The organism is Desulfosporosinus youngiae DSM 17734, assembly GCF_000244895.1.
In the GTDB taxonomy this organism is placed as follows: Bacteria; Bacillota; Desulfitobacteriia; order Desulfitobacteriales; family Desulfitobacteriaceae; genus Desulfosporosinus; species Desulfosporosinus youngiae.
Map to the genome: position 1 here is coordinate 620,682 of NZ_CM001441.1, position 15,755 is coordinate 636,436.

The 15,755-nt window shown below is 43.6% G+C and carries 13 protein-coding genes and 1 riboswitch; of the genes, 11 read left to right on the forward strand and 2 right to left on the reverse strand.

The genetic code is table 11. The features are described from left to right. The first annotated feature begins 23 nt into the window (after positions 1–23). The 4 genes from DESYODRAFT_RS02975 to guaA all read left to right on the forward strand — a co-directional run bounded on the left by DESYODRAFT_RS02975 (position 24) and on the right by guaA (position 4,812). The gene (locus DESYODRAFT_RS02975) at positions 24–1,763 is read left to right on the forward strand and encodes a methyl-accepting chemotaxis protein (RefSeq protein ID WP_007779235.1); all 1,740 of its coding nucleotides are present in this window, start codon (positions 24–26) and stop codon (positions 1,761–1,763) included. 111 nt (positions 1,764–1,874) lie between these two features. Then, entirely contained in the window at positions 1,875–2,537 is a 663-nt protein-coding gene (locus DESYODRAFT_RS02980) for a LolA-like protein (RefSeq protein WP_007779238.1), read from the forward strand. A 172-nt stretch (positions 2,538–2,709) separates the two neighbouring features. After that, positions 2,710–3,252: a hypoxanthine phosphoribosyltransferase gene (hpt, locus tag DESYODRAFT_RS02985; protein ID WP_007779240.1), complete on the forward strand. Its 543-nt coding sequence runs from the start codon at positions 2,710–2,712 to the stop codon at positions 3,250–3,252. A 27-nt stretch (positions 3,253–3,279) separates the two neighbouring features. After that, positions 3,280–4,812, forward strand: a complete 1,533-nt coding sequence (gene guaA / locus DESYODRAFT_RS02990; RefSeq protein WP_042338157.1) for a glutamine-hydrolyzing GMP synthase — start codon at positions 3,280–3,282, stop codon at positions 4,810–4,812. 193 nt (positions 4,813–5,005) lie between these two features. Here guaA and DESYODRAFT_RS02995 read toward each other — a convergent pair whose 3' ends face one another. Next, complete coding sequence (locus tag DESYODRAFT_RS02995; protein ID WP_007779245.1) at positions 5,006–5,371, reverse strand: VOC family protein; 366 nt, start codon at positions 5,369–5,371, stop codon at positions 5,006–5,008. A 90-nt stretch (positions 5,372–5,461) separates the two neighbouring features. Between DESYODRAFT_RS02995 and DESYODRAFT_RS03000 the strand changes: the two genes are divergently transcribed. Together DESYODRAFT_RS03000 and DESYODRAFT_RS03005 are read left to right on the forward strand one after the other, a co-directional pair. Next, on the forward strand, positions 5,462–6,160 hold the full coding sequence (locus DESYODRAFT_RS03000; protein ID WP_007779248.1) for an MBL fold metallo-hydrolase: 699 nt from the start codon (positions 5,462–5,464) through the stop codon (positions 6,158–6,160). Positions 6,161–6,318: 158 nt separating this feature from the next. Continuing rightward, a complete protein-coding gene (locus DESYODRAFT_RS03005) occupies positions 6,319–6,489 on the forward strand; it encodes an aspartyl-phosphate phosphatase Spo0E family protein (protein ID WP_007779249.1) in 171 nt (56 codons plus the stop codon). Between the two features lie 95 nt (positions 6,490–6,584). On the opposite strand, the gene DESYODRAFT_RS03010 is transcribed toward DESYODRAFT_RS03005, so the two are convergent. Further along, complete coding sequence (locus DESYODRAFT_RS03010) at positions 6,585–9,206, reverse strand: calcium-translocating P-type ATPase, PMCA-type (RefSeq protein ID WP_007779252.1); 2,622 nt, start codon at positions 9,204–9,206, stop codon at positions 6,585–6,587. A gap of 226 nt (positions 9,207–9,432) precedes the next feature. Here DESYODRAFT_RS03010 and DESYODRAFT_RS03015 point away from each other — a divergent pair, with 226 nt between their 5' ends. From DESYODRAFT_RS03015 to DESYODRAFT_RS03035, 5 genes are all read left to right on the forward strand, one after another. Beyond that, the gene (locus DESYODRAFT_RS03015; RefSeq protein WP_007779255.1) at positions 9,433–10,260 is read left to right on the forward strand and encodes a 3'-5' exonuclease; all 828 of its coding nucleotides are present in this window, start codon (positions 9,433–9,435) and stop codon (positions 10,258–10,260) included. A gap of 107 nt (positions 10,261–10,367) precedes the next feature. Beyond that, positions 10,368–10,549: riboswitch (cobalamin riboswitch) on the forward strand. A 148-nt stretch (positions 10,550–10,697) separates the two neighbouring features. Beyond that, on the forward strand, positions 10,698–11,984 hold the full coding sequence (gene thiC, locus DESYODRAFT_RS03020; protein ID WP_007779256.1) for a phosphomethylpyrimidine synthase ThiC: 1,287 nt from the start codon (positions 10,698–10,700) through the stop codon (positions 11,982–11,984). A 215-nt stretch (positions 11,985–12,199) separates the two neighbouring features. After that, the gene (gene bzaB / locus DESYODRAFT_RS03025; protein ID WP_007779259.1) at positions 12,200–13,498 is read left to right on the forward strand and encodes a B12 lower ligand biosynthesis ThiC-like protein BzaB; all 1,299 of its coding nucleotides are present in this window, start codon (positions 12,200–12,202) and stop codon (positions 13,496–13,498) included. A gap of 110 nt (positions 13,499–13,608) precedes the next feature. Further along, on the forward strand, positions 13,609–14,115 hold the full coding sequence (gene purE, locus DESYODRAFT_RS03030) for a 5-(carboxyamino)imidazole ribonucleotide mutase (RefSeq protein ID WP_007779261.1): 507 nt from the start codon (positions 13,609–13,611) through the stop codon (positions 14,113–14,115). Between the two features lie 36 nt (positions 14,116–14,151). Next, positions 14,152–15,750: a DUF2284 domain-containing protein gene (locus DESYODRAFT_RS03035; RefSeq protein WP_007779263.1), complete on the forward strand. Its 1,599-nt coding sequence runs from the start codon at positions 14,152–14,154 to the stop codon at positions 15,748–15,750. Positions 15,751–15,755: the final 5 nt, after the last annotated feature.

Consider the following 15,755-nt stretch of genomic DNA (forward strand, 5'->3'; position numbering starts at 1 on the left):
CAGAATAAGAGGGAGTGCAATTCATGGAGAATACGCCTAAAATATCAGATTCTGCTATCAACTATGGAATTCGGATTAAACTACTGTTAGGATTTTTGGTGCTCCTGCTCCTAACCTTGCTCGTCGGGGGAGTGGGTTATTACGGAGTTTATAAGATCAATCTGGAGGCGGAAGACATTGGCGGACACTGGTTGAAAGCGACAAATTCCCTGTCAAAAGTGGTTGAGGATACAGAAGATACCCGACGTTATCTATTGGCGGGATTTCTGATGCGTTCAGATAGGCAAGCTTTTCAAGAGCATAAAGCTCAGTTCGACAGTATAAAAGTTAAATGGGAGCAAGATTTTGCCGAGTATGGTCAATATGCAACCTCTGCTGAGGGAAAAGCAAATTATGAGATGATGAAGGAATCCTTTTATATGTATATAGAAGATGCCGAACAAGTCTGGAAATTAACAGAAGAAGGCAAGGATGTTGAGGCTAGGCCTATATTAACAGAAAAAAGCAAAGAGAGTTTTGACCAGTTGCTTAAGGATATGGAAGTTCAGATGGAGTTTATGGCCGAAGGCGGAGCCGAAGCAACTAACCATGCTAATGATATGGAGATTTCTGTAATAAGACTTCTTATAATTTTTGTTACCCTTTCAATGATTATAGGGATAGCTTTGGCAACTCTATTAGCGCTGCATATTAGCCGGCCGCTTTCCTCAGTGACTAAGGTGGCTCAGGCTATAGCAAATGGGGACTTATCTGTTAAAATGCCGGATATTAAAAATCGAGATGAAATTGGTGTTCTATCTCAAGCAGTCAGCGAGATGCTGAATTCACTTCGGATAGTCATTGGTGAAGTATTAACTCAGTCCGAAAGTGTGGCAGCAACCAGTCAGGAATTATCCGCGGCTTCAGAGCAAGCAACTGCATCAAGTGAGCAGATTTCCGAGACTATGGGTCAAATTGCCGATGGTTCTTCGAATTCAGCAATATTGATAGGAGATACGGTTAGTGTCATTGAACAGTTGTCCGCAAATGCCCAAATGGTGGCAGCAAATGCTGAGCTTGTTGGGCAAAGCAGTGAAAAAGCAGCACAGGCCGCTAATTCAGGGGCTCTTCAGGCAGAAAATGCTATAAATAAAATTGAAGTAGTTCGGGAAAATTCAGCCCAATCAGCTGAAGTTATTTCCCGGTTAGGGGATCAATCTAAACAGATTGGACAAATTGTTGATGTGATCAAAGGGATTGCCGACCAAACTAATTTATTAGCTCTAAATGCAGCGATTGAGGCCGCAAGAGCAGGCGATCAAGGCCGGGGATTTGCAGTTGTCGCAGAAGAGGTACGTAAGCTTGCTGAACAGTCATCTACTGCTACAGTTCAGATCGCGGCTTTAATTGGAAATATTCAGCAAGAGGCGGAACGCGCTGTCGGAGTAATGGAGAATGGAAAGATTGAAGTAGTCGCCGGAGTCGAAGCGGTTAATCTAGCAGGAAATTCCTTCAAAACCATTGTAGAAGAGGTTAATAATGTCGTTAAGCAAATTAAACAGATTACCGAAGCTACACAACAAATGGCTATTGGAACATCTTCGGCGGTTACTTCTGCCGAAAATATTGGTGTAATCGCTCAGCAGTCTGCTGCCAGTACGCAAGAGGTTGCCGCCGCTTCAGAGGAACAAGCTGCCACAATGGTATCAGTAAGTAAATCTGCTGAAGCTTTGGCTCAACTTGGAGATCGTCTGTTGAATGCTGCTGTCAAATTCAAACTTTAGGAAAAGAATTCGAAACTTAATATTAACGCCAGGCCTCCCGAATTTCTGGTGGAATAGGGCAAGCTAAGTACACATATAAGTAGGGTAGGAACTCCGCCAGGGGGGCATGAGATGAAGAAAAGAGGAGTATGGTTACTCATCGGAATCAGCATCGTGCTGATAGGGGTATTTCTAGGACGCTTTTTTTGGCAGCCAGAGCCCACTGATTTAGTCACGCACGGCTTAGAACGACTGAACGCTGCGACCTCTTTTCGCTACAGTTTAACCCAGCATCAATGGGTTGAGGGAAAAGATCGCGTACTCACTCAGATTCTAGGAGAAAAGGACGGTGGGAATACTCGAGTCGTGGGCCAGCTAGTCGGGAGCGAAGTAGAGATGATCAAAATTGGTGATTCTACGTATAGTAAAGATCCGTTTAGTAAAAAGTGGATTCGGTTTGCTAACGCTCCTGCAACCCAGGAAGTCTTTCTGGCGGAGCTCAATCCCCTATCTTCGCTTCAAATGAAAGAGCTTGGAGAGGTGATGCTTAGCGGTCAAGAGAAAGTAAACGGAGAAAAAGCCTGGGTATGCCAATTAAAACCTAGTGTACAGAATCAAATGATGGAGGTATTCTGGACAGATTTCGAGTATACACTTTATATTCGAAAGTCGGATAAAACACTTGTTAAAGCGGCTATAGAAGCGAAAAATAAAGCTAAGTCCGACCCCATGACAATGACACTCGAGTTTAAAGATATTGGGAAAAAAATCGATATTCAAGCACCTGACATTTGACCACGGAGTTCCATCAGGTTTGAGGAATCAGTATACCTAATAAGGTATACTGATACTTTTTTTTCGAATAATATTTATTTATATCTTAAAAGGGTTTGCACAATGGACTAGCCTCTGGTATAGTTTTGGCATGAGTTTTCCAGAATTACATAGTATAGCGGAGGTGTCCTTAATGGAAGAATATATTGCAAAAGTATTAATATCACGAGAAGAACTGGCAAAACGCGTGGCTGAATTAGGGGCAGAAATAACCAGAGATTATGCTGGAAAGAATCTTTTAGTTCTTGGGATTTTAAAAGGAGCAGTACCTTTTATGTCGGACCTCATTCGAGAGATTAGACTGCCTCTGGCTTATGACTTTATGGCCTTATCCAGCTATGGAGCGTCAACTCAGTCTTCCGGAGTAGTCAGGATACTTAAAGATTTAGAGCGGAGCGTCGAAGATGTTCACATTTTGATTACTGAGGATATTGTGGATACCGGATTAACATTAAACTATCTAATAGCAAACCTAAAGGCTCGCAACCCTCTTAGTGTAAAGGTCGCTACGCTTCTCGACAAAGCTGGACGAAGAAAGGTTGAAGTCTCTCCGGATTATAATTGCTTTTCAATTCCGGATGAATTTGTGGTTGGGTATGGGCTGGACTTTAATGAGGAATACCGCAATTTGCCTTATATAGGTGTATTAAAACCGGAAGCTTATAAATCTATTTAATTTTATATGGAATGATGGTGAATTAAAGTGACACAGGAAGTCGTTTTGGTTTTGGATTTTGGGGGACAGTATAATCAACTTATCGCTCGACGTGTACGTGAGGCACATGTGTATTCTGAAATGATTTCCTATAAGACTTCAGTTGAGGAAATTAAGGCCCGCAACCCTAAGGGAATTATCTTCTCAGGTGGTCCGGCAAGTGTTAATCAGGCTAATGCTCCTAAAGTAGACCCTGAAATCTATAACTTAGGGATTCCGATTTTGGGGATATGCTATGGAATGCAGTTGATGACAGTCCAGTTAGGCGGGAGTGTCGAACATCCCGAGGCCAGTGAGTATGGAAAAGCGATGCTCACGGTCGATAAAGCAACTGATCTCTGGAAGGACTTGGGGGGAGAGCGCCCATGTTGGATGAGTCATGGCGATTCAGTTCAGAGGTTGCCAGAGGGCTTTGCAGTAGCGGCCCATACAGGACATACCCCTGTTGCCGCAATGATGGATGAAAAACGGCATTTTTATGGTGTCCAGTTTCATCCGGAAGTAAAGCACACTCCAGATGGGCAGAAGATGTTAGAGAAGTTTCTTTATGATATTTGTCATTGTGTTGGAGACTGGACGATGGAGTCCTTTATTGAGTTACAGGTTGCTGAGATACGGTCTAAGGTTGGAAGTGGGCGTGTCCTCTGTGCCTTGAGCGGCGGAGTAGATTCTTCCGTAGCTGCAGCTTTAGTACACAAAGCCGTTGGGGATCAATTGACCTGTGTCTTTGTTGATCATGGCTTTATGCGTAAAAATGAAGCAGAACAAGTCAAAAAAGTATTTACAGAACAGTTTCAGCTCAATTTGGTATTTGTAGACGCTCGTGAGCGTTTCATGAAAAAGATTGAAGGGGTCTCTGACCCTGAAACCAAGCGCAAAGCCATCGGTAACGAGTTTATTCGTGTCTTTGAAACAGAGGCCTCAAAGTTAGGGCAAGTTGATTTCCTGGTTCAAGGAACACTTTATCCTGATATTGTGGAAAGCGGCACAGAAACTGCAGAAACCATTAAGAGTCATCATAATGTCGGGGGCTTGCCGGAGGACATGCAATTTGAACTTGTTGAGCCGTTGCGTATGCTGTTTAAAGACGAAGTCCGTGAATTGGGAACTGAACTGGGCATGAGTGAAGAGATTGTCTGGCGTCAACCATTCCCTGGACCCGGTCTGGCCATCCGCATTCTGGGCGAAATAACCCGTGAGAAGTTAGATATCCTGCGGGAAGCCGATGCCATTATTATAGATGAAATTCGTCGTTCAGGAATGTATCGTGAATTGTGGCAAAGTTTTGCTGTACTTCCCAGCATTAAGAGTGTTGGTGTCATGGGAGATGGTCGGACCTATGAGTATCCCATTATTTTAAGAGCGGTCACCAGCGAAGATGCTATGACGGCAGATTGGGCCAGACTCCCTTATGACCTTCTGCATAACATTTCCTCCAGGGTCGTCAACGAAGTCAAGGGCGTCAATCGTGTGGTTTATGATATTACCTCCAAGCCCCCCGGAACCATTGAGTGGGAATAAAGCGAAAAAGCCTAGAAGCTGTTCATGCGGCTTCTAGGCTTTTTGTATCGGGGGGCCTTCTCTTTTATCTTTTTCGGTAGTGGCCATGGCATATCTCCTTAGGTCATCGGCCACCTGTTCTAATATTGAGGGAGGCAGTGCACTCGGATGCGTTTTATGTCGGCCTCAGCTGGGGCCTTCGTGAGAGCGTGATTTAAAGTCCCCTTGGGATAATTTCTAACCAATAGTTATCCGGATCATTAATGAAATATATGCCCATTTCTTTATTCTCGTAACAGACACACCCCATTTGTTTGTGATGCTCATAAGCGGCTTCAAAATTGTCAACTCTAAACGCAACATGGAATTCGTTTTCTCCTAAGTCATAAGGCTCAGTTCGCCCATTCAGCCAAGTCAGTTCCAAGCTGTGTTGAGTAGAACCGTCTCCAAGATAAACGAGGGTAAATTCTGGCCGTTCAGTTCTTTTAACCTCAACTAATCCCAGAGCTTCCTTATAGAATTCAAGGCTCTTCTGAAGGTTTAAGACATTGATATTGTTATGGTCAAATCGAAATTTCATAAGCTCTCGTGCTCCTTTCATTATGCCGCAATTATTTTTATCCGAAGTTGCCTGAAAATATTGTATAATCATAATGAGGTGATAACAACCATGAGAAATCCAAACATCAAACTAAGATATTTGTATCACAGTGGGTTTGTGGTAGAAACCGGTAAAAACCTGCTCCTTTTTGATTATTATCAAGGCACGATAGAACGCTTAGTTAAAGAGAGTCCCAAAAATATTTTTATCTTTTGTTCGCACAGTCATGCGGATCATTTTAATCCAATAATCCTGGAATGGCAAAAGGATAGGGCTGATATTCAATACATCTTTAGCCGTGATATTAGTGTTCCACAAACGGTTGAAAACATCAACTATCTGTCTCCATACGAGAGCCTTAGAATAAGCAACTTGAAAATAAAGGCCTATAATTCAACAGACTTGGGTGTATCATTTCTAGTCGAAGATGAAGGAATCAGACTATTTCATGCCGGGGATTTAAACTGGTGGTACTGGAATAATGATACACCGGAAGGAATGGCGATGGCCGAAAAGGACTTTAAGGACGAAGTTCAAAAGATCAAAGGGGAAAGTATTGATATTGCTTTCTTTCCTGTCGATCCTAGACTAGAGCAGAATTATGGTGCAGGAGCAGAGTACTTCATTCAGGAGCTTAATCCCCGGGTTTTCGTTCCGATGCATTTTGCAGATAGCCTCGAAATCACTAAGCAGTTTAAAGAAAAGGTAAAAGAATACCCCGGTGAAATTCTCATACTTTCCCAAAAGGGCCAAGAATTTATACTTTAAGAAGACGTTCTCGCTTTATTCGCTGCGGGTATAATTACAAATGTTAAATATTCCATATTGCGACAAATGATTACCTAATAATGGATAATTTATTCTTGCCATTTCATCATGAAAGCAATAAAATTCTCCTAGAGAATGACATTTCAGGAGGAATCCAATTGGAAAAGAAACTTTTGAAAAGAATTGAGGTACTACGCAGGAGATTGAATAAATTTGCCTCAAATCGTAGCCTTGTTGATAGCGAAGTTGTTGAAGTAAGTCAGCAATTAGACAAGTTACTTAACCAATATCAAAAGATCAGCAGCCATCAGCAGTTAAGCTTTTGGTAATTTGCGAAATATGTAATAGAGATACCTCAAGAAGGATTTCTTGTTAGGTGTCTCTATTTTTTGTACATTGGCACCAGCCAAGCAGGGTTTAAAATTTAGGCCTTGTGTGAAGTTCTGCGGATTGCTTTGACAATTTCATTAATCAATAAAGGCATAACAGAAAGAGCTAAAACGAAGACCCAATCGTTTAGAGTTAATGGATAAACTTTAAAGACGGAAGCTAAGGCAGGTATCGTAATGACAATGACTTGGAGTAAGATCCCTAGTAAGATGGAATAAATCAACTTTTTATTGGTAAACAACCCTAGTTGAAAAATCGACTTATCAGGGTGTCTCATATTCAAAGAATGAAATAGCTGTGAGATGCTCAAGACTACGAAGGCCATTGTTTGGGCATGCATTAAGGAATCAGGGTATATCCTATTGCCTATGGCAAAGGCGGCTAAGGTTAAAATTCCAATTAAAGCACCGTTTAATATCAGCCTTATACCGGCACCTTCAGCAAAAAGGGTTGCTTTTGGATCGCGGGGTTTTTTCTCCATGACTGTGGGATCACCGGAATCGACACCTAAGGAAAGGGCAGGGAGGGTATCTGTCACTAAATTGACCCATAGAATATGAATCGGTCTTAAAGGTGCAGCCCAGCCTAACAAGATTGCCAGGAAGAGGGCGATAACTTCACCTAAATTACAAGATAATAAAAAGATGATTGATTTTTTAATATTGTTGAAGATGTTACGGCCTTCTTTAATCGCAGAAACAATGGTTGAAAAGTTATCATCCGTTAAAACAATGTCGGCGGCGCCCTTAGCGACATCGGTTCCCGTGATTCCCATGGCCACGCCTATATCCGCAGCTTTTAAAGAGGGTGCGTCGTTTACCCCGTCTCCTGTCATAGAAACTATGTTACCCTTAGATCGGATCGCTTTTACAATAGTTACCTTGTGCTCCGGAGAAACCCGGGCAAAGACCGATAAATCCTGGATTTTATCATTTAATTGATCTTGAGTCAGTTTATCTAATTCTGCGCCTGAGATAACTTCTTCGATGTTTTTAGCGATACCTAGTTCTTTAGCTATGGCAAAAGCAGTGTTTTTATGATCTCCTGTGATCATCACAGTTTTTATACCGGCTTTTTTACAAAGGGCTATGGAGTCTTTAACTTCTAGTCTAGGCGGATCAATCATTCCTACCAAACCAATAAAGGTTAGATTCTCTTCAACAGAATCATTATTTGAAGGGATAGCATCCAGCGGCTTATAGGCAGCGCCTAAGACTCTTAAGGCACCATCGGACATGGAGTTGGAGGCTTCCATAATTTTGTTTTTAAGTTCTTCGGTTAAGGGAACCGTTTCTCCCTTTAAGTAAGCAGTCGTTGAGATTTTCAGCAAACTGTCTAAGGCACCTTTGGTCATGGCTATGAACCGATTGTCATGTTCATGGACAGTGGTCATTAATTTTCGATCCGAATCGAAGGGAATTTCGTAAACCCTAGGATAAGTTTTTTCTAAAGTCTCTTTAGTGATCTTAAGTTTATGACCTGCGTCTAAAAGGGCTATTTCCGTCGGATCTCCTGTTTTAGTGGATTCCGAGTAGGTAGAATCGTTACATAAGACCAAATTCTCAAGAAGGAGTCTATGAGCATTTTGGGTCAGATCTAAGGAGGCGATCTCTCCTGATCCATTGTCAGCCCAGAAGTTCGTGACGGTCATTTTATTTTGGGTTAAAGTTCCGGTTTTGTCAGAACAAATAATTGAAACAGAACCTAAGGTTTCTACGGCAGGCAGTTTTCTAACGATGGCATGCTCTTTGATTAAGCGCTGCACACCCATAGCAAGGACAATCGTAACAATAGCGGGTAATCCTTCGGGAATTGCTGCAACAGCTAAACTAAGAGCTATTAAAAACATTTCGTAAAGATCCCGATCTTGTAAAACCCCTACTAAGAACATAAGGACACAAATCCCTATGGCAGCAAAGCCTAAGATCTTACCTAATTCCTCAATCTTCTTCTGCAGAGGAGTTTGCTCATCGGCAGACTCCTCAAGCATGGTGGCAATTTTTCCAATCTGAGTATCCATGCCTGTGGCTACGGCAATACCAATTCCGCGACCATAAGTTGCTAAGGTAGATTTAAAGGCCATATTTTTCTGATCCCCCAGAGGGGTATCTTCAGCGTCAATGACGAGATCGGCTTGTTTGTCTGCGGGAACTGATTCCCCGGTCAGTGCGGATTCCTCAATTTGCAGATTAGCCGTTTCAATAAGACGAAGGTCACAGGGGATATATCTTCCGGCATCGATGATCACCACATCTCCAGGAACGACTTCTTGAGATGGAATTTCTTTGGAGATTCCATCCCTTTTGATTAAAGCCTTTGGTGTTGAGAGTTTTTTCAAGGCATCGAGAGCTTTTTCCGCCTTAGATTCTTGGATGACTCCGACGATAGCATTTATAAGAATCACAATTCCAATAATTACAGCATCGCTTATTTCTCCGATAAATCCCGAGATGAGGGCAGCACCGATTAGAATGTAAATCATGATATTGTTTAATTGGGAAAGAAAAATTCGAATTAAGGTTTTAGGCTTTTTAGTTACTAACTCGTTTAAACCGTAGGTTTCTCGTCTCTTTATGACGTCATTCTCGGACAAACCGGTGCTTGAATTCACTTCCAATTCTTTTAGGACATCTTCGGTACTTTGATTGAACCACATTAATATCACCTCTTGATTAAGTATTCGCAGAAAATAAAAAAAAAGACCTATTTAATTAAGGATTTGCGCGACATTCACCGAAATCCCTTGTTACTTAGATCCTTTATCATATTATATGACCTGATTCCTGCAAAATACTATGATCGTCATACAAAAGAATATCAAGCAAATAAGTGCGTTTATTGTTCGGAAGGATTATAATAAACGAGTGGCAGAGGAGGATGCAATGACTTATATAGTATTTGATTTGGAATTTAATATGTTTTTTAAATTCAATGAATGGGATTATGCTAATCCCGCCCTGAAAAGCGAAATTATTCAGATTGGTGCTGTCAAACTAAACGAGCGTTTAGAGAGCATTGGCGAGTTCAATGCCCTTATTAAGCCCGTAATTTATAAGAGGATTAATCCCTATGTTAAGAAGAAAACGACAATTAATACTAAGCAGGTCAAACAAGGAACCCCTTTCGTTCAAACAATCGAGAGCTTCAATTCATGGGTAGGAGAGGACTCTGTATTATGCTCTTGGGGACATGATGATATTTTAGGTTTAAGGGACAATAGCCGGTTTTTTGGTATGCAGTCATTATCCTTTAATAAGTTTATTAATATTCAGCAAATTTATATGAAATTTAGGGGTCTAAACAAACAACCGAGTTTAGAAAGCGCAGTGGAAGCCCTGGAAATCGAAAAAACATTGCCCTTTCACCATGCCTTAAGTGATGCCTTTTATACAGCGGAAATCTTCAAGAAAATCTATGATTTTTCTGAGCAGGTGATCATCAATTGGGAAAAGTTACAGATGGAAAGCGAAGAAAAGGTTAAAGAGCTGAAAGCCTTATTAGATAAAGTGAATATCACATGTCCGCAATGCGGCAGAGTTTTACAAAAAACGAAGGAAGTTACTAAGGTAAAAAAATATTTTGCGCAGGGATACTGTGACAGTTGTAACCTTCCTATACGACATATGTCGAGGATTACTAACACTAATGGAGAGTATTCGATTGTATCGAAGAATTCTATATATAAAGCCGAAACTGCAGTCGATTCATAAAATCTCATATTAAAGAATTTTTATAACAACCTTCGTTAATGTTAATTTTGACAAAATAATCCTTGTCAAATAAACGTCGATTCTTTATACTATACTTAGAAAGTTTTAAAAATTTGATAACTGCAGGTGCCTCATTATGAGGAGAATAGGGAAGTCGGTGTAAGTCCGATGCGGTCCCGCCACTGTAAACGGGGAGCAAGAAGTAAGTATAACCACGGGGTAATTCCCGGAAGGTGCTTTATCGTGTTGATCCGTAAGCCAGGAGACCTGCCTGTAGTTAAGCTGAGTCTACCTTGTCGAAGAACCAAGAGTAGCGTGGATGAGATTATGGAAAAGTCTCTAGTCACTGTGTGATTAGAGGCTTTTTTATTTTATCAATTTTTCAGAATGACTTGGCAAGGTAACAAAAACCAAATAAGAAAGGAGAAGTTAATGAAGTGACGTTAATGGAAATGGCCCAAAGGGGTGAAGAAATTCCACTGTTTTTCTTGATAGCTCAAAATGAACGAATGAATGTGCAACTATTGATGGAACGGGTTGCTAAGGGACAGATTGTTATTCCTTATAACCGTCATCACGAGCCCGCACATCCTCAAGGGTTCGGACATGGATTAAGTACTAAGGTTAGTGCCAGCATCGGCCTGGCTTCTGACGAGGATAGTCTGGAGGAAGAACTAATTAAAGTGGATGAGGCCATCAGGGCGGGAACGAATGCGATTATGGATTTAAGTACAGCCGGAGATATGGACAAGGCAAGGCGGGAAATTATCAAAAGAGTACCATTGCCTTTAGGCACACTGCCGGTTTATCAGGCCTTTGCTGAAGCGGTTCAGGCTAAGGGTTCAGCCTTAGCGCTTGTGCCGGAGGATTTTTTCAGGGTTATGGAACGCCAAGCGGCTGATGGAGTAGATTTTATGGCTTTGCATAGTGCTCTTCATTCCGGTTTATTGAAAACGGCTAAGAATGATCAGAGAGTCCTTAATCTGGTGAGCCGGGGAGGGTCCTTGCTGATGGGCTGGATGCTTTATCATGATCAGGAAAATTTTTTGTATACGATGTTCGACCGCATACTGGAAATTGCTAAAAAGTACGAAGTGACCTTAAGTTTAGCAGATGCCATGAGACCGGGTGCAGGTGCCGATTCATTATGCCGTTCCCAAGCCGAAGAACTCGTCATTTTAGGTGAGTTGGTAAAGCGCAGCAGGGAGGCAGGGGTGCAAATCATGATTAAGGGGCCCGGTCACACTCCACCGAATCAAATTGCGGCAACCGTTAAATTAGAAAAACAAGTTTGTCAAGGTGCTCCGTATTTTGTGTTCGGTCCGGTATCGACAGATATTGCTCCAGGATATGACGAAATTACCGCAGCTATTGGGGGGGCTATGGCTGGAGCTGCCGGAGCGGACATTCTCTGCTATGTCACACCTGCAGAACATATAGGTTATCCGGATGCTCAGGATGTCTACCGGGGGGTGGTGGCTTCACGTATTGCTGCTCACGTCGCTGATCTCGCTAAAGGGTACCCGGGAGCTGAAGATTGGGACCTTAAAATGAGTCAAGCACGGCGGGATCAGAATGTAGAGGCCCAGAAAACCTTAGCTTTAGATCAGGAAAGGCTTACAGATTTCCACTCAAGTGAAAAACCTTTCTGCCATAAATGTGAAAAGGACTGTGCTATGGCTGTGGCCGGCGAGTTCTTTCAAGAACTGCCGTGGGAGTGTTAGCGCGAGGTTCGAAGTTCGATATAGGGGCAGGATGCATCGTGCCCAAGCGAATTCGTTCAGTTGAAGCCGGACTCGTGTCTTAGGGAAGTCTATTCCTTCGCCGCTAAGTATTCTCTGCTTGGAAAGGGGTTTCGGCGAAGCAGACATAGGGAACAGCCATGGAGAGACGTGGAATCTTAACGCGATAAAATTTAATTAAGAATGGAGAGATTGAAATGACCCAACTTATTAAAGCGAGACAAGGAATTATTACCCCTGAGGTGGAGAGATTAGCAAAGGTTGAAGGGCTTAGGGCGGATGAGTTAGGTGAGAAGGTCGCTCAAGGCCGAGTCGTGATTTTAAAGAACAAGCAACGAAAGAACTCGGTTGCAATCGCGATCGGAGAAGGACTTCGCACCAAAGTAAATGCTAACGTCGGAACGTCGCCTGATTGTGTGGACTTTTCAGATGAGCTTCATAAAATAAAGGTTGCTATAGCGGCTGGTGCGGATGCCATCATGGAATTAAGCATTGGCGGGGATGTGGATGCCTTTCACCGTCAGGTGCTGAATACCTTCACATTACCGATTGGCTCCGTGCCAACCTACCAAACAGGAATGGAAAGCATTGCTAAATACGGAAGCGTCGTGGATATGAAGGTAGAGGATATGTTCGAGATGATTGAACGTCAGGCCGAGCGCGGCATTGATTTTATGGCGATTCATGCTGCCTTAAATATGTCCATTGTTGAACGATTAAAAAATCAAGGACGAATCACAGATATTGTAAGTCGCGGCGGAGCTTTTTTAACGGGCTGGATGTTCCACCATGGGCAAGAAAATCCCCTCTATGCTCAATTTGATCGTGTACTTGAGATTTGCAAAAAATATGATGTAACCCTTAGTATTGGCGATGCTATTCGCCCTGGTTGTATCGAAGATTCTCTGGACCGCGCCCAAGTTCAAGGAGTGGTTGTGGCTGGGGAACTAGTGAAACGGGCCCTGGATGCAGGGGTTCAGGTGATGGTCGAAGGTCCGGGGCATGTGCCGGTGGATCAAATCCCGGCAACCATCTTACTCCAAAAACAACTCTGTCATCATGTCCCTTATTATATCCTCGGAAATTTGGTCACGGATATCGCGCCGGGATATGACCATATTACAGGAGCTATCGGGGCTAATGCCGCGGCCATTGCAGGGGCAGACTTCATATGCTATGTCACACCTGCTGAACATCTTAGACTGCCAACGGCTGAAGATGTGCACGCGGGAGTCATTGCTACGCGCCTGGCCACCCATGCGGCAGATATAGTTAAAGGTGTTAAGGGTGCCCGGGAATGGGATTTAGCCATGGCTAAGGCCCGTAAAGCCTTAGATTGGGATAAACAGATTGAGCTGTCAATCGACCCTCCAACAGCCCGGAGAATTCGAGGAGAGCGTAACGAGGAGGGGGCAGAAGCCTGTTCTATGTGTGGTGGTTTTTGTGCCATGAAATTGGTCGGAGAACACCTTGGAAAAACGGGTGGATGCTGCTAGCAATATAAAATCAAAGCTTTTGTTTACAAATAAACGTAATGCCGGCCGGGTCAGGAGGTTAATAAGACATTCGCGGGCCGAGCCGGCTCTTTTCAAGGAGGTTGAGGCATGTGAACCAAGTTGGGGTTATCATGGGAAGTGATTCTGATTATGACGTGATGGAGGAAGCCTTGGAAGTTCTTAGTCAATATGAAGTTTCTTTTGAAGTTATCATTTCTTCCCCCCAAAGGGCACTGAAACGAACGGTCGATTGGGTGAAAGGGTTTGAAACCCAGGGCGGAAAACTCATTATCGCGGCAGCCGGTTTAGCTGCTCATCTGCCGGGAGTTGTAGCAGGGGCCACGATTTTACCTGTGATTGGTGTTCCGATGAAGAGCGGTGCCTTGGAAGGAATCGACGCCCTTTACTCCATCGTTCAAATGCCCCCGGGAATTCCTGTAGCGACCGTTGGCATCGGTGCCGCCAGAAATGCAGCCTTGCTTGCAGTACAGATTCTGATGAGTCAGGATAGTGCTTTGAGTTTCAGGCTGAAAGACTATCGGACGACAATGCTGCAGGATATTGAGGCGAAAGACGAAGCGCTGCAAAAGCAGTTAAGTGAAGGGGATTGTGCCTGACCAGTCATCTAAATAGTCTGTAGGGAGAGGAACAAGATGGAATTGCAAAGGTTCTTTTGTGGTGAGAGCCCAATGACTTGTTCACAGTTATTTCAGTATAATCCTCAGGAGGCAGGGCCTCAGTATTTGGAAAATATGGCGACTGGGTACTGGTTTTCTGAGGTGTTGTTTGCGGCGGTTGAGCTGAAGGTTTTTAATCTGATTGATTCTGAAGGCAGGACAGCTCTTGAAATCGCTGAAGCCCTGGATATGGATCATTCCGGTCTGGACCGTTTTCTTCAGGCCCTCGGGGCCCTGGGGCTAGTGGTTAGGGATGCGGACTATTATTTTAATACCAGACTTGCCAGTGACTATCTTGTAGCTGGTAAGGGCGGCTACCAAGGCGAATCTATTCTTTGGCGCAAAAGACTGAGGTCAGGGTGGCAGGACCTTAGCAAATGTCTGAAGGCGGGCGGCAGAGTTGATTTCCCCCTTGAGGACGAGAGTCCGGAGCGATCAGCACAGCGGATTCGCCGCTACATTAAGGCTATGGATAATGTGGCAAGAACGAAAGTAGAGGAGATTCTGCCTTTTTTTGAGGGACTTGATCTGCAGGGAAAAATACTTGATGTAGGAACAGGTTCCGGGTCGATTGCCGGCGGCTTTCTGGAGCGTTTTCCATCTCTGACAGCCACTTTAATGGATCTTAAGCAAGTGCTCGACTATACCCGGGAACTGATGGCCGGGAAGGGGCTTGAGGGACGGGTTTCCTACATACCCGCTAATATTTTGGAACCCTGGACTGTCGTCCGGGAAGGGTTTGACTTAGTTATTCTCTCAAATATTATTCACGCTTACTCAGAAGAGGAAATTCCGCTGCTCCTCGACCGGGCAGCAAATTGTCTTAAACCAGGAGGGGTTTTGGTTGTTCATGATTTCTTTCCCGAACACTTTTCGGCTAAAGCTGCATTGCTTGATTTGAATATGTTTATCAATACCTACAATGGCAGAACCTTTTCCGAGACTTGGGTCAGGCAACAATTGTCCATGTCAAAACTGTACACAACCGAGCTGATTCCTCTGGAATCTGATACGGCTCTTATCTTCGCAGCGAAAGAGGAGAAGACGCTGGCCAGTCTCCGACTGGATGGATTAACTCGTTTAATGGCCGGCATTAAAGCAATGGGATTTGCCCGGGTTCGTCCTATAAATACAGAAACTATTCATGTGGCAGACTGGACGGATTTACGCTGTCAGTATGGCTGCGAGAGATATGGACAGGGACATTGCCCGCCCAATAGTCCTACTCCACAAAAAACCAGGGAGGTTCTCAAGGGTTTTTCTTATGCACTGTTATTAGAGGGAGAACCTTTAGGTGAAAGGTTTCAGAGAAAGGTTTTGGAAGCTGAAAGAGAGGCGTTTTTGGCGGGATATCACAAAGCCTTTGCCTATTGGGCGGGGCCGTGCGCTCTATGTGTCTCTTGCGCTGTAAGTGCTGCTGATGGGGAATGCCGCAATACACGGGATGCCAGGCCCTCTATGGAGGGAGCGGGCATCGATGTCTATGAGACCGTCCGGCGGGCGGGACTTGAACTTCGGATTTTGCGCGACAAGGGCCAGTTTGTCAGGTATTTTGCCCTGTTGCTATTGGAGTGAATTAA